Raw genomic sequence first — 20,628 nt, 5'->3', positions numbered from 1 at the left:
TACAATGAACAAAGCGAATAAATCAAAAAGAAAAGTTTGTGTTGTAATCACAGCAAGACCGACATACAGCAGAATAAAAACTGCTCTTGATGCAATTAAAAAACATAAAGACCTTGAGCTGCAGCTTGTTGTTGCTTCATCGGCACTTCTTGACAGGTACGGCACTGCGGTCAACTACATAAAGAAAGACGGCTTTGATATAACTGCTCAGGTGTTTAATGTTCTCGACGGTGAAAATCTTACTGCTATGGCTAAGACAACCGGAATCGGAATATTAGAGCTTTCAACTGTCTTTGATAATTTGAAACCCGACCTTGTCGTAACAATTGCAGACAGATATGAAACAATGGCGACTGCGATATCGGCATCGTTTATGAACATACCTTTGCTGCATATACAGGGCGGTGAAGTAACCGGAAACATCGATGAAAAAGTCCGCCATGCAATTTCAAAACTTGCGGATTTTCATTTTCCATCATCTAAAAAAGCAGAGGAACGTTTGATTAAAATGGGTGAAGACCCGGCAGCTGTTTTTTTAACAGGTTGTCCTTCCATTGACCTTGCTGTTGATATTGCAAATTATAATAAGCTTGACTTCGACCCGTTCAAAAAATACGGAGGCGTTGGCAATCTTCAGGATTTATCTAAAGGATATATTGTTGTGCTTCAGCACCCGGTAACAACCGAATATGAAAAATCACGAGTTCACATTGAAGAAACATTGTGGGCTATGCAGAAATTACAAATGCCGGTTTTATGGTTTTGGCCAAATCTCGATGCAGGTGCTGACGGCACTTCAAAAGGAATAAGAACTTTCAGAGAATTTGAAGATGCTTCACGTTTCCATTTTTTCAAAAATATGGAACCAACGGATTTTCTTAAATTGATAAAATGCAGTTCGTGTCTTGTTGGGAATTCCAGCGTTGGCATAAGAGAATCTTCGTTTCTTGGAATTCCGGTAGTTAACATCGGCTCACGTCAAAATCAGAGAGAGCGCGGAAAGAATGTTATTGATGTCGGATATAACAGAAATGAAATAGTTGATGCCGTAAAAAAACACCTTAAAAACGGAACGTATAATCAGGAAATGATTTACGGCGATGGTAAAGCCGGTGAGAGAATTGCGGACTTGATAACAAAGCTGCAGTTAAAAATCGACAAGGTGTTGCAATATTAAATGCCTTACAAACATAAAATTTTATTAACTGAGACAAAAGATTTCAGCAAAGATGTAATCGAATACCTGAAAACTTTTTCTGATGTTGAAATAGCGGAAAACTTTTCGCAGGAGAATCTAAAAAGCTCTTTACAAAATTATGACGTTGTATGGATTAGGTTCGGCTTTAAAGTTACAAAGAACGATATTCCCGAAAACCCGCGGTGCAGATTTATTGCTATAAACGTTACAGGCACTGATCATCTCGATGAAAAATCTTGTAACGGGAAAGGCATTAAGATTTTATCTTTAAAAGGAGAATCGGAATTTTTAAAAAATATCCGCGCAACTGCAGAACTTACAGTAACATTAACACTTGCTTTAATAAGAAATGTTATCTCTGCCTATGAATCAGTGAAACAAGGTATATGGAACAGAGATTTATTTCGGGGAACAGAGCTTTACGGTAAGACCGCCGGAATAATAGGATATGGAAGATTAGGAAAAATCGTCGCGGGGTATTTTAAAGCATTCGGAATGAATGTTTGTGCATACGATATAAATAACGATGTAGATTTTTCAGGTGCTGAAAAAGTTTCATTAAACGAGCTTTTAAAAAATTCCGATGTGGTTTCTTTGCATGTTAATTATAAGCCCGAAAATGAGAATATGTTTGCCAAGAGTGAGTTTGATTTGATGAAGAAAAATTCCGTATTTATTAATACTGCGCGCGGCGGATTGGTTGATGAAGATGCGCTGCTTGAAGCATTGAAGAGCAAAAAAATCAGAGGAGCCGCAATTGATGTTTTGAAAAATGAATTCAATGCTAACAAAGAAAATAAGTTAATAGAGTATATGAACAATAATGATAACTTAATAATCGTTCCGCATATTGGCGGGAATACTTATGAGTCTTTTTATAAAACAGAAATGTTCATTGCTCAAAAAATTAAAAAAGAATTAGGTGGATAAAAAAATTACAGATATAAATTTAAGCAAAGAGGAAAGAGTTTCTGCTGTCGGCTTTGAATATGCAAACCAAAAGCTTCAAAGAGCAGGTGAATGCCAGTTATGCGGGAATAATGTTTTTCTGGAAATATCGCATACGGACAGATATGGATTTCCTGCAAATGCCGCAGCGTGCACAAATTGCGGTTTAACTTTTTTGAATCCGAGAATGGACGGGAACGGTTACTCGAAATTTTACGAGCATTATTACAGACCCCTTGTGAGCGCATATTACGGAAGATTGTTTGATGCTAAAACAATTCAGAAAGATCAGTTAACATATACCGATGAAGTTATAGAACTTTTGAATGAATATTTAGCAGATAAGCCCGGTATGTCTTTTCTTGACATAGGAGGTTCAACAGGAATAGTTGCCATGGGCTTAATAAAAAAATTTAATGTTAAGGCGACCATTCTTGACCCTGCGCCCGATGAGATTGCCGAAGCAAACAATCTGGGGCTTGAAACGATTACTTCACTATTTGAAGATTGGAATCCCGGAAAGAAAAAATTTGATTTAGTCGGAATGTTTCAGACCGTTGACCATCTGCTTGACATAAATAATACTTTTGAAAAAATCAGAAATATCTTAACAGATAACGGGTTATTTATTATCGATATAGTTGATTTTCGTCATAATTATCTGAAATTCTGGAGCACCGAAGAAGCGGTGAAAATTGATCATCCGTTTTATTTTACCGATAACAGCTTTGAAAAAATTCTGAAAAAGTTTGGATTTAAATTCATAAAAAAATCCATTAGCAAGGATAAGCATCTTGTAATGTATGTCTGCAAATTATCAGGTGAGACTCCGAATGTAAATTATAATGATAATTATATCGAAAAATATTTTGAAGAAATAAGATATGTGCAAAGCACGAAGTGGATGAAAAAGTAATGAAGATATTAGGATTGATTCCTGCCCGCGGGGGCTCAAAGGCAATCCCGGGCAAAAATATTAAAATGCTTGCAGGCAAATCTTTAATACAGCGGGCATACGAAAGCGCAAGTAAATCAAAATACTTAGATAGAATAATTTTATCAACCGACAGCGATGAAATTGCAGAAAATGCAAGAAGTTTCGGACTTGAAGTTCCGTTTATGAGGCCGGATGAATTTGCAAAAGACGAATCACCCATGATTGATGCTGTCATTCATGCATTGGAGACACTAAACAAATCCGGTTACGTACCTGACGCGGTAATGCTTTTGCAGCCGACTTCACCATTGAGGAATGCGAAACATATCGATGAAGCAATTGATTTACTAAAAGATAATGATTCCGTTTGCAGTGTAATAGAGATACCGCAGGATATGAGCCCTCATTATGTAATGAAAATCAACGGAGATGGTTATCTGGATTACTTTTTACCTGAAGGAAAAAATATTAAAAGAAGACAGGACGTCCCAAGAGCATATAAACGGGATGGAACGATTTTTTTGACAAAAACAGGTGTTCTTCTTAACGAAAAAAATTTTTACGGAAAAAAATGTGTACCCTATTTCATTGATACTTCTTTATCAGTTAACATTGACACGCCTGAAGAGTGGCAGATTGCAGAGAAGAAATTAAAAAAAGAATAAGAATTGTTAGCAGCAGTAAATTATCACTACATAAGAAAAAATTTCGATTATAAATATCCGAGTATTTTTGGTGAAACACCTGAACAGTTTGAAAAACAGCTTTTAGAACTTTCAAAGTTTGGAGAGTTCATTAGCCAATTAGACTTAAATGAATATATTACAAACGGAAAAGCTTTACCTGAAAAAAGTATTTTAATTACTTTCGATGACGGTCTCAATGAGCAATATGAACTTGCACTACCGGTTCTTGAAAGACATAACATACCTGCAGTTTTTTTTGTCAATACTTTGCCGTTGATTGAAAAAAAAATCCTGAATGTTCATAAAATCCACATAATACGCTCGGAAATTTCCTCCGATGAATTATTTACATTCATAAAACAATATTTACATCAGGAAATAAACGAAAAAGAATTGGTTAAAAAATCAAAGTTGACTTACAAGTATGATGATGAAGCTACAGCAAGAACAAAATATATTTTAAATTTTTTTCTTTCTGAAGAAGAAAAAAACGAAGCAATAAATAAAATTTTTAATGAATATTTTCCGGGAAAGGAAGAAGAAATTTGTTCCGGACTTTATATGAATGAAGAAGCCATAAAAGATTTATATAAAAAAGGATATCTGGGATGCCACGGTCATGAGCATACTCCCCTTGCATTATCCGGTGAAAAAATTATAGAATCAGACATAAAGACTTCTAAGAATATTTTGGAGAAAATAGCCGCTGGTGAAATTTATTCTTTCAGTTACCCGTATGGTACTTATGAAGCTACAAAAGGCATTGCAAAGATTCTGAAACACAGCGGGTTTAATTTTGCTTTTACGATGGAACGCGGGATTGTTTCGGATTTTTCTCAGCCGTTTTATTTATCAAGATTTTCCTGCACAGATATGCCTCTGGCAAAAGGATATAAATATTCCGATAATAATTTTTTTAATCATCTTCCGGTAAACGAATGGAAATATGAGTAAAATCGTGATACTTACGGGCAATGAGTTAAGACATAATTACTACATCAGCGAAATATCGAAAAAGCTGGATGTCGTTGGTGCGGTGCGTGAAGAAAAAATTTATCAGGCAAATAAATTCAAAGAAAATGCAGATGAGTTCAATGTTGCTCAAAAACATTTTGAGAGCAGAAAGAAGTCGGAAGAAAAATTTTTTAAAGATAAAATAAAATCTGAATTCGATTTTGAGTTGCTTGACATCAAAAACGGAACAGTTAATTCCCATGAAGTTTTTGAATGGGTAAAAAATAAAAACCCCGATTATATTCTTCTGTTCGGCTGCAGTCTGATAAAAGAACCTTTGATTAGTTATTATGAAAACAAGATTATCAACCTTCATCTTGGGTTATCTCCCTACTACAGAGGAGGCGGCACAAATTTCTGGCCTCTTGTGAATAAACAGCCGGAACTTGTCGGAGGCACAATACATCTTGCGGTTTTAAAAGTGGATGCAGGCGATATATTGAAGCAAGTAAGACCGGATGTTAATGCAGCCGATGGACCGCATGATTTAGGAAATAAAACAATTATCAAAGCAATTGAAAATATTCCTGATGTGGTGAAAGAATATGAGAAAGGAATCAGAAAACCAATCAGACAAAACCTTGAAAAAGGGCTGGTATATAAGCGTAAAGATTTAACAACGGAAGGAATAAAACAGCTTTATGAAAATTTTGATTCCGGGATGATTGCGGAATACTTAAACAGCAAAGAAGAAAAAATAAAATTATATCCGATAGTAGAATGATTAACATTGCAGTAATAGGTGCGGGGCAGTTAGGAAGCAGACACTTGCAGGGGCTTGCAAGACTTAATATTGAAAATAACATATACGTAATAGATCCCTCAAAGGAATCATTGGAAACTGCCATGCAGCGTTTTGATGAAATTCAACACTCCAATACAAAAAAAATATTTTTTTCAGAAGAAATAGACATAAAAGACAAGCTTGATATTGCAATTATCGCCACAAATTCTCTTCAAAGACGTGAAGTCATTGAAAAACTTTTAAATTCAGTAAAAGTTGATTATTTAATTATTGAAAAATTTTTGTTTCCTTCGCTTGAAGATTACAGTGCAATAGAAACACTAATATCAGAAAAATGCAAAGGCGCATGGGTTAACTGTGTAAGGCGGGCATATGATTTTTATAACTCCATAAAAAACCAAATTTCAGGAGAAGAATATATTTCTTATAATTATAATGGATATAATTTACGACCGGCATCTAATTCAATTCATCATCTTGACCTTTTCTCATACTTATGCGGCAGTTTTAAACTTGACATAGATTCAACAGGATTAGATGCAAATTTATTAAAAGCAAAAAGAGATTCATATGTCGAATTTAAAGGAACAATTATCGCAAAGGCAGATAAAAATATTTTTATGTTAACTTCTTACAATACCGGGAATGCTCCTGCGGTGATAGAAATCAAGACGCCGCGTTACAGGTATTTTATAGAAGAAGGAAAAAGACAGGTAATAAAATCATTTGAAGAAAACAACTGGGAGTATCAGACCGGTGCGTTTGAATATCCGATGCAAAGCGCATTAACAAATCTGATTGTTGAGGAAATAATCAAAGAAGGAAGCTGCAAATTAACTGATTACAAAGAATCATTTTACATTCATAAACAATTTTTAAAATCGATTTTTGAATTTTATAAAACGAAGAGAGGAGAAGACATAAGCTTTTGTCCGATAACTTAAAAAAAATATTACTGGTCGGAACCGGAAAGATGTCCAGAATTTACGCTAAAGTTTTAAGGGATAACCATGATTTGCTTGTAGTTGGCAGAGGTGAAAAAAAGACAAATGAATTTAAAGCATTATTTGCCGACGCTGAGGTTCTTGCAGGCGGTTTAACTTCTGAAATAATAAAAAAATTTTCACCTGATACAGCAGTTATTGCAACTTCCGCTGACCAGTTGTTTGCAATGACTTCTCTTCTTTTAGAAAACGGAGTTAAAAATATTCTTGTAGAAAAACCTTCTGCATTATTTGCTAAAGACATTAAAAAATTAAATGAACTTGCAAAGGAAAATAATGCTGAAGTTTTTCTCTCTTACAATAGAAGACATTATGCATCAGTGCTGAAGGCACAGGAAATCATCGAAGAAGACGGCGGAATTTTATCAGTCAACTTTGAGTTCACCGAGTGGATAAATAAAATTGATACAGCAAAGTTCGTTCCGCTTGTGTATGAAAAACTTGTTTTGTCATATTCATCTCACATACTTGATCTGGTATTTTATCTGATAGGTAAGCCCGCTGAACTTAATTCTGACATAAAAGGCAAGAATGTAATTCCCTATCATAAGTCGGGAGCTATTTTTACCGGCAGCGGTATTTCTGATAAAAACATTCCGTTTACATATCATACAAATTTTCTTGCACCGGGAAGATGGGCTGTTGAAGTTCTGACTAAAAAACACCGATTGTATTTTAAGCCTGTTGAAAAGCTTTCTGTTCAGAAAATGGATTCACTCGAAATTCAGGAAGTTCCTATTGAAGATTACCTCGAGAAAGAATATTCTCATGGAATTTACAGAATGGTTGATGATTTTTTAAATACACAGAACAGCCGCTTATGCACACTTGATTATCACGCCGATATGTTTAAACATTATACCAAGATTGCCGGATATGACGATTGAAATATGGGAAAGAAAAGAATCCTATATATACCGAACCTTTCATATCTTGCCAACCCTGTTTTTTTCTCTGTAATAAAACACCTCCCTGATTTTCAAAATATATATTTTGATGCCGACTATTATAAAGAATATGAAAATTCCGCAAACAGATTAGCAAATGATCAGCAAGCAATGCAGTTATTTGATGAATATTACAGAATAGATAAAAATGACAAAATTAATTTTAAAAGTGAAAACGAAGAAATTAATTTTATTAAAAATAAAATAGAAGGATTAAAGCCCGATGCCTTCGTAACCATTTCAGATAAAACTTTTGTTTATAAAATCTGCACTGCTTATTTTCCTGACATACCAATTTTTGTAATCCAAACTTGCGCTATAAAAAATTCATTCCCCGGAATTTCTTTCAAACAAAAATTAGCTTCCCTGATAAAAAACAATTCTTTTCGATTAAAAAATAATATTCCTTTTGCTGAGGACACTATTTCTTACAAACTTATCTGGTCAAAATTCTGGGTACGTGATAAATCTGTTTATGACGAAAATAAATTCTTTGAAACCGGAAATCCCGGTTATGACGCCCTTTTTCTAAATCCCCTTCAAAAACATGAAAACTTAAAAAAACAATTTGGCATTGATGAAGATAAAAAGGTTATTCTTATCACCTTAACAAAAAAACGAACCATAGGTGAAGAGAAATTCAATAAGTTTCTTGATATATATTCAGAGGTCATCAAAAAAAATGAAAATATTTTTTTCATAATCAAACCTCATCCGCTTGAAAACCCTGAATATCTGAATAAAAAGTTTAACGTAAATGAGGCTAAGAATTTAAAAATAATCTTTGAGGAAAAGCTTGAAAATCTCTTTAAAATCAGCGATTTATTAATAAGCAGCTGGTCGGTTACAGTTTATGAAGCATTAATTAACAATATTCCTGCCATCGTTCTTAATCCACAGAATGAGTTTGATATTAAAACTTTCACTCCCGATGCGGAAAACATAGACATAGCAGCAGACGATAAGTCATTAAATGCTCTGATTCATCAATCCCTATTTAATTTAAATTATAGTAAATTCACAGAACGAAAAAATAATTTCCTGAAAAAAGTTCTTACCATTATAGACGGCTCTTCAGGGAAACTTGCCTCGGATATCATAAGGGCAAAAACAAATGAAAAATAAATTAACATATTTATTTTTTCTCATATTTTTTGGAATTTCATCTCAAAGTTACAGCGTGCCTGTATATCCATCAACACAGATTTGGAATCTTGCTATTCACAATGCCTTCCCCGACATAATTTATTTCAAAAATAAAATTTTTATTACATTCCGTGAGGGTTCAATTCATCCGGGAGGAGGAATACCTGACGGCAAAGTAAGAATCATTTCTTCAACAAATAACGGAACCAATTGGATTTCTGAAATATTAATTTCGGATTCGTTGTCAGGTGATATTAGAGGAACAAAATTCATTAAAATAAATGAAGACACCCTTCAAATTATAACGTACGCAGTTTATTCAGTCGGTGCTGATTCCATTAATGGAGCTAATATTACTTATTTTACAACTGAGGGAACTAACTGGAGCAGGAGAAAACAGGTTGGTGAAAATTTTTTCTGGATGTATTTCCCTGCATATAACAATAATAAAATATATTCAATAGGTTATCCTTTATTTACTAACTCATCTTTAAGATACACAAGATTATACAGCACTACAGATTTTGATTATGACAATTATAATGTTCTTAAAGATACTTTGAGTTCTACAGCTGATAAAGATAGCGAAGCAAAAATTTTATTTATTAATAATAATTATGCTTTATGTGTAATTCGGCGCGATTCACCCAATGCTCTCATTGGCAGAGCGTTTTCTCCATTTACTAATTGGACTTTTACAGATTGCGGTTACAGAATCGGCGGACCGAATATAATAAAACTATCTAACGGTAAAATTATTGTAGCAGGCAGATTGCAAAACCCGACAAGAACTTCTCTATTATCATTGGATACTACCACTTTTACTGTTAACGAAATTATATCACTCGAGTCTTCAGGAGATACGGGCTATCCCGGCTTGTTGGAACATAATGATTCGCTTTTTATAACATATTACTCATCACATAGTAGTAATGCTCGAATTTATTTATCAAAAGTCAGTTTAACTGATTCAAACTTAGTTTTACCTGTAAAATTAATTTCTTTTACATCTGCTGTAAATCGTAATAATGTTGAATTATCATGGCAAACTTCCGAAGAAATAAATAATAATGGTTTTGAAATACAGAGAATGGAAAATAATATTTGGACTAAGCTCTCATTTGTTTCAGGAAAAAACACATCAGGCATAAATTATTATTCTTATATTGATAAAAATGTGAATCCCGGAATTTATAAGTACAGATTAATTCAGAAAGATTTTAACGGTAACTTTGAAATATATAATTTAAATAATGAAGTATTAGTACACCCGCCTGAAAATTTTTATGTATATAATGCTTATCCGAATCCCTTCAATAGCACTTTTAAAATTAACTTTGACACTGATAAAATATATGATTATCAGTTGCTGCTTTATCAGCTTGATGGTAAGTTGGTAAAGAAAATTCAGGAAAACAATGTTCAGCCGGGATATCACAGCTTTAATTATACTTTGGACAATTTTGCTTCGGGAATATATTTTATGATGTTGAAGTTTAATGACGGCAAAACTGAAAAAAGGAGTACACAAAAAATAATTTTACTAAAATAAGTGAAAACTTATTGCAAATATATCATTGTATTATTCTTTTTAATGTATAATAATTTATTTTCTCAACCTCTTTTTAAATCGACAATATTCACTCATAGCACGGATTTTAGTTTCGGGCAACCACTTAACAACCACGTCTCAAGCATTGAGAAGCTAAACGACGGAAGGTTGGCATGTGTATGGGTTTCGGGATGGAGAGAGGGCTCGCTTGATAATAAAATATTGATATCTTATTCGACCAATGACGGTTCAAACTGGTCGCCTGCACAGACAGCAATCGATACGGGCGGTGTATATTTAGTTCGCGACCCCTTACTTTTCTCATTCAGAAATAATCTGTATTTATTTTATAATCTTCAGAAAGATTCAGGAAGCGTAATCGCTGCTACAGATTCAAAAGGATATTATATATTTTCAACAAACAATGGAACTAACTGGTCATCTCCGACATTGATTGATGTCGGAAAAGATAAACCCGTTATGCCTAAGCATAAGCCTGTCATCTTAAGCGATAGTTCTTTAGCATTTGCATATTACTGGCGCAACTTCAGCCAGACACAAACACATTGCGGATTTCTCCGCATCTCAAAAAATTTTGATACTGTTTCTGTTTCAGGGGATATAATGATTTCAGGAAAAAATTTAGTCGAACCCGTTTTATCAAAAACATCTTCAGGGAATCTCATTATGTTTTTCAGAAGTAATATGGACCATGTCTTTTATTCATTTTCACCGGATAATGGCAATACCTGGTCGGTTCCGGTATCACTGAATGTTCCAAATCCCGATGGTTTAGTTGATATTAGAAAGTTAGACAATAATAAATTTCTATGTGCTTGGAATAACAGCGCTTATATAAGAGATAATTTGATGCTGGGCATTTTTTCGGATTCTTCATTCAATAATCTTGAAAATGTTATCACAATAGATCGCAGAGCAAACAGCGGGGTAAGCTATCCGCACATATGTATAGCCGGTGATACTATATTAATATCGTATTCATATGTGCTGGATGAAGGAACTGAAAATGGTTTCAGAAAAATAGCATCTGATATCAGATTTGCTAAAATAAATTTAAATAATATTCCCGCATTGAGTTACAGCTTACCTAATACTTATACAAAGCTTTCCGAAAATCAGAGCTTAAGAAATTTTAGTTTTAAAAATTCATCCACCGGATTTGTTGCTGCAAATATTTTTGACGTGAATAAATCAGTTTTATATAAGACAACCGATTCTGGGATTAATTGGCAATTAGTAGTTATGGATAATTCCATAATTGATGTTAACTGTGTTACTTATAGCGACTCCTTGAACATATTTGCCTGGGGATCAAGCGGACATTATTTTAAAAGCACGAATGATGGCTTAAACTGGAGTCATCTTGTTTTAGGTGGAATATCAAACGTTTTGGACATAAAGTTTAATGAAACAAACGGGATTTTATGCGGTTCAGCGGGCACGGTTTTTTATTCTACTAATAGCGGAAACAATTGGACGAATACTACAACAGGAGTTAGCATAAACCTGCGCAATATTTATTTTTATGATTCAACCAATGTTTTTATTTGCTGTGATAGCGGCTATGTTTTAAGATCAACTAACGTCGGTGTGAATTGGACAAAACTTAATAACCAGATTTATAAAGATTTGTATTCTGTTAAATCTCATGACAGTGATGTTTACATTTGCGGTGACAGCGGAGTATTTTTAAAATCAACAAATGCCGGCAATAATTGGAGCCAGCTTAATATTGGAACAGACAAAAACTTAAGAGATATTTCATTCGATAGTTCAGGAAATGTATATTTAATTTCCGACCAGAATAATATCTACTGGTCAATGCTTCCTGATATGATTATATGGAATGAAAAAATATTAAATCAGATACATAATTTTTCTAACGCAATCGTTTTAAACAATCATTTGCTAATATCGGGATGGGACGGCAGAATTTACAACATAGAGCTTAACGAAATTCTTCCTGTAGAAATTTCTTCTTTTAATTCTCTGCTTAATGGCAATGAAGTTACATTAAATTGGATAACAGAAAAAGAAGTTAATTCAAGTAAATTTATTGTTGAAAGAAAAAAAGAAAATGTAGATTATATTAATACAGGCGAAGTTAAATCGAAAAGTTCTTCAGGAAGAAATGAATACACCTTCAAGGATAAATTGTTCGAACCCGGCTTGTATTATTACAGATTAAAACAAATTGATATAAACGGTGATTATACATTTCATTATCTTCAGAGTTATATCAACCTTTCAACACCTGAAAAATTTATTCTGCATCAAAACTATCCTAATCCTTTCAACAATTCAACAAAAATTAAGTTTGAAATTCCTTTTTCATCTGAGGTCAAATTAAAAATATTCGATATAACCGGCAGAGAAATTAAAACAATAGAATCGGGCATTCTGGCAGGCGGTTATTATGAAAGAAATATTAATTTGGAAGTGTTAAGTTCAGGAATTTATTTTTACTCATTATATGTGAAAACTCCCGATAATACCACTGTATTTTTCAAAAAAATGGCTATTATTAAGTAAATTTGCACTTTTTTGGTTGAATTTTGACTTAAAAATGACAATTAATAAAGTTATACTTAAAGTTCGCATAAATTCAAAATAATTGTATAATTAATGGGATTCTTGGACAATAAGACTATTTTAATCACGGGAGGCACGGGCTCTTTCGGAAAAAAATTTTTGGAATACGTTTACAAAAATCATAAGCCCAAAAAACTTATAGTGTTTAGCCGTGATGAGTTAAAGCAGTTTGAGATGAAGTCTTCCGGATTTGATGACGCAAATATAAGATATTTTCTTGGAGACGTTCGTGATCTTGAGAGGTTAAAGATGGCTTTTGAAAATGTCGATATCGTTGTTCATGCAGCAGCACTCAAGCAGGTTCCTGCAGCCGAGTATAACCCGATGGAATTTATTAAAACGAATGTTCTTGGAGCGGAGAATGTAATTCAGGCGGCGCTTCAAACAGGCGTTAAAAATGTAGTTGCGCTTTCAACAGATAAAGCTGCTGCGCCAATTAATTTATACGGGGCGACAAAACTTTGCTCAGACAAACTTTTTGTTGCCGGAAACAACATACGGGGATGGCATGACATAAAATTTTCTGTCGTGCGCTATGGCAACGTAATGGGCTCACGTGGGTCGGTAATTCCATTTTTTATGGAAAAATCAAAATCAAAAACGCTTCCGATTACAGATGCTTCGATGACAAGATTTAATATTTCTCTTGATGACGGTATTAAGCTTGTTTTGTATGCAATTGAAAATGCATGGGGCGGTGAAATATTTGTTCCGAAAATTCCTTCATATAAAATCCTTGATGTAGCAAATGCAGTTTCGCCATCATGTAAAATCGAATATACAGGCATCAGACCCGGCGAGAAAATTCATGAAGAAATGATAACCGAATCAGATTCATATAATACTTATGATGTCGGGAAATATTATGTAATTCTTCCCCAGGTTCCGGTGTGGAATGTAGATGAGTTTAAGAAAAAATTTAACGCAAAAAAAGTTAGTGAAGGTTTCAGATATGCTTCAAACACAAATGATGAATGGATGACCGTTGATAACATACGCGATGAAATAAAGAAAAACATTAACCCTGATTTTATACCTGAATGATGGAAGCAATTCCTTACGGAAAACAAAATATAATTGATGCCGACATTCAGAACGTTGTTGAAGTTCTGAAATCAAAGTTCTTAACCCAGGGACCTAAGATTGATGAATTTGAAAATAAATTTTCAGAATATGTCGGATGCAAATATTCGACAGCAGTTGCAAACGGCACTGCAGGGCTTCACGTTGCCGCAATGGCGCTGGGAGTTAAGCCGGGAACAAAAGTAATTACAACTCCAATTACTTTCTGCGCTTCGGCAAATTGTATTTTATACTGCGGAGGTGAAGTTGATTTTGTTGATATTGATTTTAAAACTTATACGATTGATTTAAACAAGCTTGAAGATTTATTAAAATCAAAACCTGCAGGATATTATCAAGGTGTTGTTCCTGTTGATTTTGCGGGACTTGCAGTTAATCTTGAAGAACTTAAGAAAATTACCGATAAGTATAACTTATGGATTCTTGAAGATGCCTGTCATTCGCCTGCTGCATATTTTATTGATTCAAAGGGTCAGAAACAATTTGCAGGAAATGGAAAGTTTGCAGATGTATCTGTGTTCTCGTTTCATCCTGTTAAGCATATAACAAGCGGTGAAGGCGGAATGATTACGACTAACAATCCGGACATTGATAAAAAAGCAAAGCAGTTAAGAACTCATGGGATTACAAAAATAAAAAATGATTTTGTCTGCGATGATATGAAAGAAAATGGAGAGTATGGCGGATGGTACTATGAAATGCAGGAACTTGGTTATAATTATCGTTTAACTGATATTCAGGCAGTGCTCGGAATGAGCCAATTGAGTCACTCGCTTGAAAGCTTAAAGAAAAGAAAAGAACTTGTGAAAAGATATGATGAAGCATTCAAGCCATATGCAGATAAAATAAAAACTCCGTATCATGATGACGGGCATGCATTTCATTTATATGTCATACAGGTTGAAAAAAGAAAAGAGCTTTATGATTATCTTGTATCAAATAATATTTATCCGCAGGTGCATTATGCCCCTGTTCACTTACTTCCCTATTACAGAAACTTTGGATGGAAGAAAGGAGACTTCCCTATTGCAGAATCTTATTATAGTAAATGTCTGAGTATCCCGATGTATCCGACTTTAACGAATGAGCAACAGAATTATGTCATTGAAAAAATTATTAAGTTCATAAATAAGTAATGGTATATAATATTTTAGAAGTAGCAAATACGCATGGTGGAAATTTTGATTATGTGATTTCACTTATAAAAGAATTTTCTGAATTTCAGAATGGTTTCGGAATGAAATTTCAGCCGTTGAAATATGATAAGATTGCCTTGTCTGATTATGAATGGTATCCGGTTTATGAAAAATTATTTTTTGATAACAGCCAGTGGAAGAAAATAATTGCTGAAGCGAAAAAGACAAAAGACATATGGCTCGATATTTTTGATGATTATAGCGTTGAAATACTAAAAGAAAATCTTAAAAATATAAACGGCATAAAGCTTCAGGCATCAGTTCTTTACAATGTTAATTTACTGAATCAACTATCTGAAATTGATTTATCAAAAGTTAAGTTGATTTTAAATATTGCTGCTTACGACTTAGATGAGATTAAAAAAATCATTAAGACATATTCGGATAAATTAAATCCGGCTGAAATAATTTTGCAAATTGGTTTTCAGGCATATCCAACGAAGCTTGAAGACAGCGGGCTTTCAAAAATTAAAACTTTGAAAAATAATTTTGAAAATAAAATTTGTTTTGCGGACCATATAGACGGCAAGGGGGAAGATGCAAAAATGCTTCCGGTATTTGCCGTAGCTGCGGGGGCGGATTATGTCGAAAAGCACATTATGCATTCTTCTCTCAAAACAGAATATGATTTTTACTCAAGCTTAACAATTGAACAATATAAAGATTACATTAACTTGATTGATAAGTATTATCCTTTGCTTGAAACAGATTTTGTTAATGACAGCGAGAGAGAATACCTGAGAAAAAGCATTCAAATGCCTGTTGTGAATACCGATAAAGAAAAAGGAAGATTGCTTAGTGATTTTGAATTTGATTTTAAACGTTCTAACCAGCAAGGACTGAACATAGATGAAATTAAAAAACTTCAAAGCTCGTTTCATATACTTGCAAAAGATATTAGAAAAAACACGACGGTTAAATCCGGTGACTATAAAAAAGCAAAAATTGCTGCGATTATTGCATGCAGAATGAAATCAAGCCGTCTGCCTAAAAAAGCAATTTTAAAAATCGGAGATGTATCATCAATAGAGCTTTGCATAAAAAATACTCTGAAGTTTAAAAATGTCGATAACGTTGTTCTTGCTACTTCAACATTGGAAGAGGATTCGATTCTCGGTGATTACAAATACCGCGAAGATGTAATTTTTCATAAAGGTGACCCTGATGATGTAATTCAGAGATACATAGATATATGTGATAAGCTTGGGACAGATGTAGTTGTCCGCATAACGGGTGACATGCAGTACGTTTCGGATGACATTTGCCAGATTTTATTAAAAGAACATTTTGCATATGGTGCAGATTATACAAGTGCAAATAAAGCAGCAATAGGAACGAATCTGGAAATTATAAATGTAGCTGCTTTGCGCGAAGTAAAAAAATATTTTAAGAGCGCAAACTATTCCGAGTATATGACCTGGTATTTCAGAAACAATCCCGAGTATTTCAAGCTTCATTTTATTGATTTGCCTGATGAGCTTGTGAGAGACTACCGGCTGACCCTTGACTATCCCGAAGATCTTGATATGTTTAATATAATTGAAAAATATTTTAAAGATGAAAAGCTGGAATTCAGTTTGCCTGAATTATATAAATTTCTTGACAGCAATCCTGAAATTGCAAATATTAATAAAAACGGTGTTGTAAAATACCAAACTGATAAAAACCTTATTGATACATTAAATAAGTTAACAAAAATTCATAAAGAAAACTGAAAAAAAGAATTTTATTCAGGGCAGACGGTAATACTAAAATAGGTCTTGGTCATATCTTTCGTTCTTTGTCATTGGCAGATAGCTTACAACACAATTTTGAAATAACATTTTCATCTCTTGATGAAGTAAAGACTGATTTCAGTTTCATTAAGGTCAAAGATGAAGAACATTTTTTGAATGAAGTTATTGATAGCTACGATACCATTGTTCTTGACGGATATAAATTTGATTCGGATTATCAGAAAAAAATTAAACAGAAAAACAAAAAGCTTGTATGCATAGATGATATTCCGAAGATTCATTTTTATGCAGATGTGGTTATAAATCATAATCCGGGGATAAATCCGGATTCATATTCAATAGAACCTTATACAAAGCTTTGCATCGGAACGGACTATTGTTTACTTAGAAAAGAATTTATTGAAGCATCTTACGAAGAATCGGCAAATGTTTCAAATGGCAATGTTTATCTTTGTTTCGGCGGCTCTGATTTTAAAAATCTTACAAACAAAGTTTTAAAAGAACTTGTAAAGGTTAATTCAGTAAATAGTATAAACGTAGTAGTGGGTTCAGCATATAATTACAAAAACGAATTAAGTGAAACTGCGCAAGCAAATAAGAATATTTCTATTTATGAGAATATATCCGCAAATGAAATTATTTCTTTAATTAAAAACTCAGAGTTTGCAATCTGTCCTTCAAGCGCGGTTGCTTATGAATCGCTGCTCGTAGGAACGAAGCTTATAACAGGATATTATGCCGATAACCAGAGGGAATTTTATAAATATCTTGTTAATAAACAAAATGCAGTAGGATTAAATAATTTTGATGTTGTTGACAAAAGTTTGTTTACTGAAACATTTAGAGATTTAAAATCAAAAAAGAAAACAAAAATAAAAAGTCTGAATCCTTCTGAAAATTTTTTAACTTTATTTAAAAGTTTAAATTGAAAATACGCAAGGCAAACATAAATGATTTGGATTTATATTTTGAATGGGCTAATGATGACGTTACAAGAGCAAATTCAATTAATCCGGAAAAAATTAAATACGAAAACCATGTTAAATGGTTCAAGAATAAAATAAATGATAATGATTCTTTTTTATATATTGTTTCAGAAAATGATAATCACATAGGACAGATTAGATTTGAGTTAAAAGATGACGGTTATTACCATATAGATTATTCTGTTGACGTTAAAATGCGAGGTATGGGGTATGGGAAAAAAATTCTCGAACTTGCAATGAACGAACTTAAAAATGACATACCCGGAAAAGCAATATTGATAGCATTAATACTTGAATATAATTTGCCCTCGCTTAAAACTTTTAGGGGTTATGGTTTTAAAGAAGTTGGTTCTGTTGATATAAATCACAGAAAATATATAAAACTTATTTTTGAAATATAATAATTTGATTTTACACATATATTGAATAAAGAAATAGTAATAGAAAATAAAAAAATAAGTTCTGACAGCAAACCGTTTATTATTGCTGAGATGTCAGGTAATCATAATCAGTCTATTGACAGGGCTTTTGCGATTGTTGATGCTGCTGCGGAAACAGGAGTTGATGCAATAAAGCTTCAGACATATACTGCCGATACGATGACAATTCCCGGTGCATATACAATTACTGATAAAAATTCTTTATGGTATGGCAAGGAACTTCATGAACTTTATAAGGAGGCATATACTCCCTGGGAATGGCACGAGCCGATTTTCAAGCGTGCAAAAGAAAAAGGATTGATTGCATTCAGCACTCCTTTTGATGAATCATCAGTCGATTTTCTTGAAAGCTTGAATGTCCCTCTTTATAAGATTGCTTCATTTGAAAACACTGATTTGCCTTTACTCAAAAAAGTTGCTTCGACCGGCAAGCCGGTCATAATGTCAACAGGCGCTGCTTCACTTGCAGAAATTTATACTGCAGTCCAGACACTGAAAACAAACGGATGCGATAAGCTTGTTTTACTAAAATGCACAAGTACCTATCCTTCAACACCTGAAAATACGAATTTGAATACCATAACAGCCATGCGGGAAATTTTTGACTGCATAATCGGTTTATCAGACCATACGATGGGCATTGGTGCGGCGATTGCTTCCGTTTCACTTGGTGCGAGAGTAATTGAAAAGCATTTTACTTTAAAACGTGCTGACGGCGGAGTTGACAGCGCATTTTCAATGGAGCCGGATGAAATGAAATCACTGGTCATTGAATCCGAAAGAGCATTTCTTGCTTTGGGGAAAGTGCAGTTTGATATACAAAAAGCTGAAGAAAAAAGCTTATTATATAAGCGCTCGATTTATGCAGTAAAAGATATTAAAGCAGGTGAAGAATTTACAAAAGATAATATCAGAGTAATAAGACCCGGACTTGGCTTGCAGCCGGCGTATTTCGAAATAATTCTCGGCAAGAAAGCTAATAAAGATATTAAATCCGGAACACCTTTAACGTTTGATATTTTAACATAACAATATGAACTACGTAATTGCATCGGAAAAAAAATGGAATGAAGGTTTAACGGATTTTTTTAATTCCAAAACCAAAGCTAAATGGTTTTTGATTAATAAAAAAGAAGACCTGAATTTACAAAAGCTTAATGAAATTAAGCCGGAAAAAATTTTTATTCCGCACTGGTCGCATATTTTAAAAGCAGACATTTATGACAACTTCGAATGCATTGCGTTTCACATAACGGATTTGCCGTTCGGAAGAGGAGGAAGCCCGCTTCAGAATCTTATCACACGCGGTATTTATAAAACAAAGCTAAGCGCATTTCAGATTGTGAAAGGAATCGATGAAGGCGGAATTTATTTAAAGAAAGATTTGGAGCTTCTCGGGACTGCCGAGGAAATTTTTATCCGCGCAAACGAGCTTATAAAAGAAATGATTCTGGAAATAATTGACAAAAAATTAACACCTGTTCCTCAGGAAGGTGAAGCAGTAACATTTAAAAGAAGAAAACCCGAAGAGAGTGATATAAAAAATCTTGATGCTATAAATAAAGTTTATGATTACATAAGGATGCTTGATGCGGAGCATTATCCGAGTGCTTATATTGAAACTGAACATTTAAAATTTGAGTTTTCACGTGCGAGCTTAAAAGCCGACGGAACAATAACAGCAGATGTTAGAATATCTAAAAAATAAAAAAATAATGATTGTTGTTGCTCATCCCGATGATGAAATTCTGGGATTGGGCGGAACAATGCACAGATTAATAAAACAATATAAGGTTAAAACGAAAGTTTTAATTCTTGGCGAAGGCATCACTTCACGTTCGGATAAGCGAAGTGCTGAAGACTGGAAAGATGAGTTAGCCATTCATAAGAAAAATATTAAGTCTGCACAGAAGGCAATCGGATATCAGAATTTATCCGTATATGATTTACCGGATAACAGATTTGACTCAGTGGATTTGCTCGACATTATAAAAATCATAGAAAACGAAAAACAGAAGTTTAATCCCGATGTTATCTTCACTCATCATGGCGGAGATTTGAACATCGACCACAGAAGAACTTTTGAAGCTGTGATTACGGCAACGCGACCGATGGAATCCGAAAATGTAAAGACGATAATTTGCTTTGAAACTCCTTCAGGAACAGAATGGCGTGCTTCATCAGAGCCTTTCAATTTTGTTCCAAACTTATTTATTGAAATTTCAAAGGATGACCTGAAGGCAAAGATAAAAGCAATGGAATCATACGAGTTTGAGAAAAGAAAATATCCGCATCCGCGTTCGCCCGAGGCGCTTGAAGTTCTTGCAAAAAGATGGGGAGTTTCATGCGGGAAAAAATATGCAGAAGCGTTCTGCATAATAAGATCTGTTAACTGAT

At 33.7% G+C, this 20,628-nt stretch carries 19 protein-coding genes; all 19 read left to right on the top strand.

The window, feature by feature from the left end:
- Positions 1–4: 4 nt before the first annotated feature.
- The gene (gene neuC / locus VHP32_06150) at positions 5–1,177 is read left to right on the top strand and encodes a UDP-N-acetylglucosamine 2-epimerase (GenBank protein ID HEX2787470.1); all 1,173 of its coding nucleotides are present in this window, start codon (positions 5–7) and stop codon (positions 1,175–1,177) included.
- Positions 1,178–2,128: an NAD(P)-dependent oxidoreductase gene (locus VHP32_06145; GenBank protein ID HEX2787469.1), complete on the top strand. Its 951-nt coding sequence runs from the start codon at positions 1,178–1,180 to the stop codon at positions 2,126–2,128.
- Positions 2,121–3,062 carry a methyltransferase domain-containing protein gene (locus VHP32_06140; GenBank protein ID HEX2787468.1) on the top strand — a complete coding sequence of 314 codons (942 nt, stop codon included), beginning with the start codon at positions 2,121–2,123 and terminating at the stop codon, positions 3,060–3,062. The genes VHP32_06145 and VHP32_06140 overlap by 8 nt, the downstream gene beginning before the upstream one ends.
- Positions 3,047–3,748 carry an acylneuraminate cytidylyltransferase family protein gene (locus tag VHP32_06135; protein ID HEX2787467.1) on the top strand — a complete coding sequence of 234 codons (702 nt, stop codon included), beginning with the start codon at positions 3,047–3,049 and terminating at the stop codon, positions 3,746–3,748. Before VHP32_06140 ends, VHP32_06135 begins: the two co-directional genes overlap by 16 nt.
- 3 nt (positions 3,749–3,751) lie before the next feature.
- Positions 3,752–4,723, top strand: a complete 972-nt coding sequence (locus VHP32_06130; protein ID HEX2787466.1) for a polysaccharide deacetylase family protein — start codon at positions 3,752–3,754, stop codon at positions 4,721–4,723.
- On the top strand, positions 4,716–5,507 hold the full coding sequence (locus VHP32_06125; protein HEX2787465.1) for a formyltransferase family protein: 792 nt from the start codon (positions 4,716–4,718) through the stop codon (positions 5,505–5,507). The genes VHP32_06130 and VHP32_06125 overlap by 8 nt, the downstream gene beginning before the upstream one ends.
- On the top strand, positions 5,504–6,472 hold the full coding sequence (locus tag VHP32_06120; protein ID HEX2787464.1) for a Gfo/Idh/MocA family oxidoreductase: 969 nt from the start codon (positions 5,504–5,506) through the stop codon (positions 6,470–6,472). The genes VHP32_06125 and VHP32_06120 overlap by 4 nt, the downstream gene beginning before the upstream one ends.
- Positions 6,457–7,419 (top strand): Gfo/Idh/MocA family oxidoreductase, encoded by a 963-nt coding sequence (locus tag VHP32_06115; GenBank protein ID HEX2787463.1) that lies wholly within the window; start codon positions 6,457–6,459, stop codon positions 7,417–7,419. The genes VHP32_06120 and VHP32_06115 overlap by 16 nt, the downstream gene beginning before the upstream one ends.
- 3 nt (positions 7,420–7,422) lie before the next feature.
- Positions 7,423–8,604 carry a CDP-glycerol glycerophosphotransferase family protein gene (locus tag VHP32_06110; GenBank protein ID HEX2787462.1) on the top strand — a complete coding sequence of 394 codons (1,182 nt, stop codon included), beginning with the start codon at positions 7,423–7,425 and terminating at the stop codon, positions 8,602–8,604.
- Complete coding sequence (locus VHP32_06105; GenBank protein HEX2787461.1) at positions 8,594–10,177, top strand: T9SS type A sorting domain-containing protein; 1,584 nt, start codon at positions 8,594–8,596, stop codon at positions 10,175–10,177. The genes VHP32_06110 and VHP32_06105 overlap by 11 nt, the downstream gene beginning before the upstream one ends.
- A 42-nt stretch (positions 10,178–10,219) precedes the next feature.
- The gene (locus VHP32_06100; GenBank protein ID HEX2787460.1) at positions 10,220–12,730 is read left to right on the top strand and encodes an exo-alpha-sialidase; all 2,511 of its coding nucleotides are present in this window, start codon (positions 10,220–10,222) and stop codon (positions 12,728–12,730) included.
- A 93-nt stretch (positions 12,731–12,823) separates the two neighbouring features.
- Positions 12,824–13,834, top strand: a complete 1,011-nt coding sequence (pseB, locus tag VHP32_06095; protein ID HEX2787459.1) for a UDP-N-acetylglucosamine 4,6-dehydratase (inverting) — start codon at positions 12,824–12,826, stop codon at positions 13,832–13,834.
- Positions 13,831–15,009: a UDP-4-amino-4,6-dideoxy-N-acetyl-beta-L-altrosamine transaminase gene (pseC, locus tag VHP32_06090; protein HEX2787458.1), complete on the top strand. Its 1,179-nt coding sequence runs from the start codon at positions 13,831–13,833 to the stop codon at positions 15,007–15,009. The genes pseB and pseC overlap by 4 nt, the downstream gene beginning before the upstream one ends.
- Positions 15,009–16,784, top strand: coding sequence for an N-acetylneuraminate synthase family protein (locus tag VHP32_06085; protein ID HEX2787457.1), 1,776 nt, complete (start codon positions 15,009–15,011; stop codon positions 16,782–16,784). The genes pseC and VHP32_06085 overlap by 1 nt, the downstream gene beginning before the upstream one ends.
- On the top strand, positions 16,781–17,734 hold the full coding sequence (gene pseG / locus VHP32_06080; GenBank protein ID HEX2787456.1) for a UDP-2,4-diacetamido-2,4,6-trideoxy-beta-L-altropyranose hydrolase: 954 nt from the start codon (positions 16,781–16,783) through the stop codon (positions 17,732–17,734). The genes VHP32_06085 and pseG overlap by 4 nt, the downstream gene beginning before the upstream one ends.
- Positions 17,731–18,192 (top strand): GNAT family N-acetyltransferase, encoded by a 462-nt coding sequence (locus tag VHP32_06075; protein HEX2787455.1) that lies wholly within the window; start codon positions 17,731–17,733, stop codon positions 18,190–18,192. Before pseG ends, VHP32_06075 begins: the two co-directional genes overlap by 4 nt.
- 21 nt (positions 18,193–18,213) lie before the next feature.
- On the top strand, positions 18,214–19,260 hold the full coding sequence (gene pseI, locus VHP32_06070) for a pseudaminic acid synthase (GenBank protein HEX2787454.1): 1,047 nt from the start codon (positions 18,214–18,216) through the stop codon (positions 19,258–19,260).
- A gap of 4 nt (positions 19,261–19,264) precedes the next feature.
- Positions 19,265–19,939, top strand: coding sequence for a methionyl-tRNA formyltransferase (locus VHP32_06065; protein HEX2787453.1), 675 nt, complete (start codon positions 19,265–19,267; stop codon positions 19,937–19,939).
- Positions 19,917–20,627: a PIG-L family deacetylase gene (locus VHP32_06060; protein HEX2787452.1), complete on the top strand. Its 711-nt coding sequence runs from the start codon at positions 19,917–19,919 to the stop codon at positions 20,625–20,627. The genes VHP32_06065 and VHP32_06060 overlap by 23 nt, the downstream gene beginning before the upstream one ends.
- Position 20,628: the final 1 nt, after the last annotated feature.

This window comes from Ignavibacteria bacterium (genome assembly GCA_036262055.1).
Lineage (GTDB): Bacteria > Bacteroidota > Ignavibacteria > Tepidaquicellales > Tepidaquicellaceae > DATAJP01.
Note: the sequence above shows the minus strand (reverse complement) of the source record. Positions and strands in the feature narration are given on the sequence as shown.

Coding starts and splice junctions, on each gene's coding strand:
- neuC (HEX2787470.1), top strand. CDS start 5: ATGAACAAAGCGAATAAATCAAAAAGAAAAGTTTGTGTTGTAATCACA.
- VHP32_06065 (HEX2787453.1), top strand. CDS start 19,265: ATGAACTACGTAATTGCATCGGAAAAAAAATGGAATGAAGGTTTAACG.
- VHP32_06085 (HEX2787457.1), top strand. CDS start 15,009: ATGGTATATAATATTTTAGAAGTAGCAAATACGCATGGTGGAAATTTT.
- pseB (HEX2787459.1), top strand. CDS start 12,824: ATGGGATTCTTGGACAATAAGACTATTTTAATCACGGGAGGCACGGGC.
- VHP32_06125 (HEX2787465.1), top strand. CDS start 4,716: ATGAGTAAAATCGTGATACTTACGGGCAATGAGTTAAGACATAATTAC.
- VHP32_06120 (HEX2787464.1), top strand. CDS start 5,504: ATGATTAACATTGCAGTAATAGGTGCGGGGCAGTTAGGAAGCAGACAC.
- VHP32_06105 (HEX2787461.1), top strand. CDS start 8,594: ATGAAAAATAAATTAACATATTTATTTTTTCTCATATTTTTTGGAATT.
- VHP32_06145 (HEX2787469.1), top strand. CDS start 1,178: ATGCCTTACAAACATAAAATTTTATTAACTGAGACAAAAGATTTCAGC.
- VHP32_06110 (HEX2787462.1), top strand. CDS start 7,423: ATGGGAAAGAAAAGAATCCTATATATACCGAACCTTTCATATCTTGCC.
- VHP32_06100 (HEX2787460.1), top strand. CDS start 10,220: ATGTATAATAATTTATTTTCTCAACCTCTTTTTAAATCGACAATATTC.
- pseC (HEX2787458.1), top strand. CDS start 13,831: ATGATGGAAGCAATTCCTTACGGAAAACAAAATATAATTGATGCCGAC.
- VHP32_06060 (HEX2787452.1), top strand. CDS start 19,917: ATGTTAGAATATCTAAAAAATAAAAAAATAATGATTGTTGTTGCTCAT.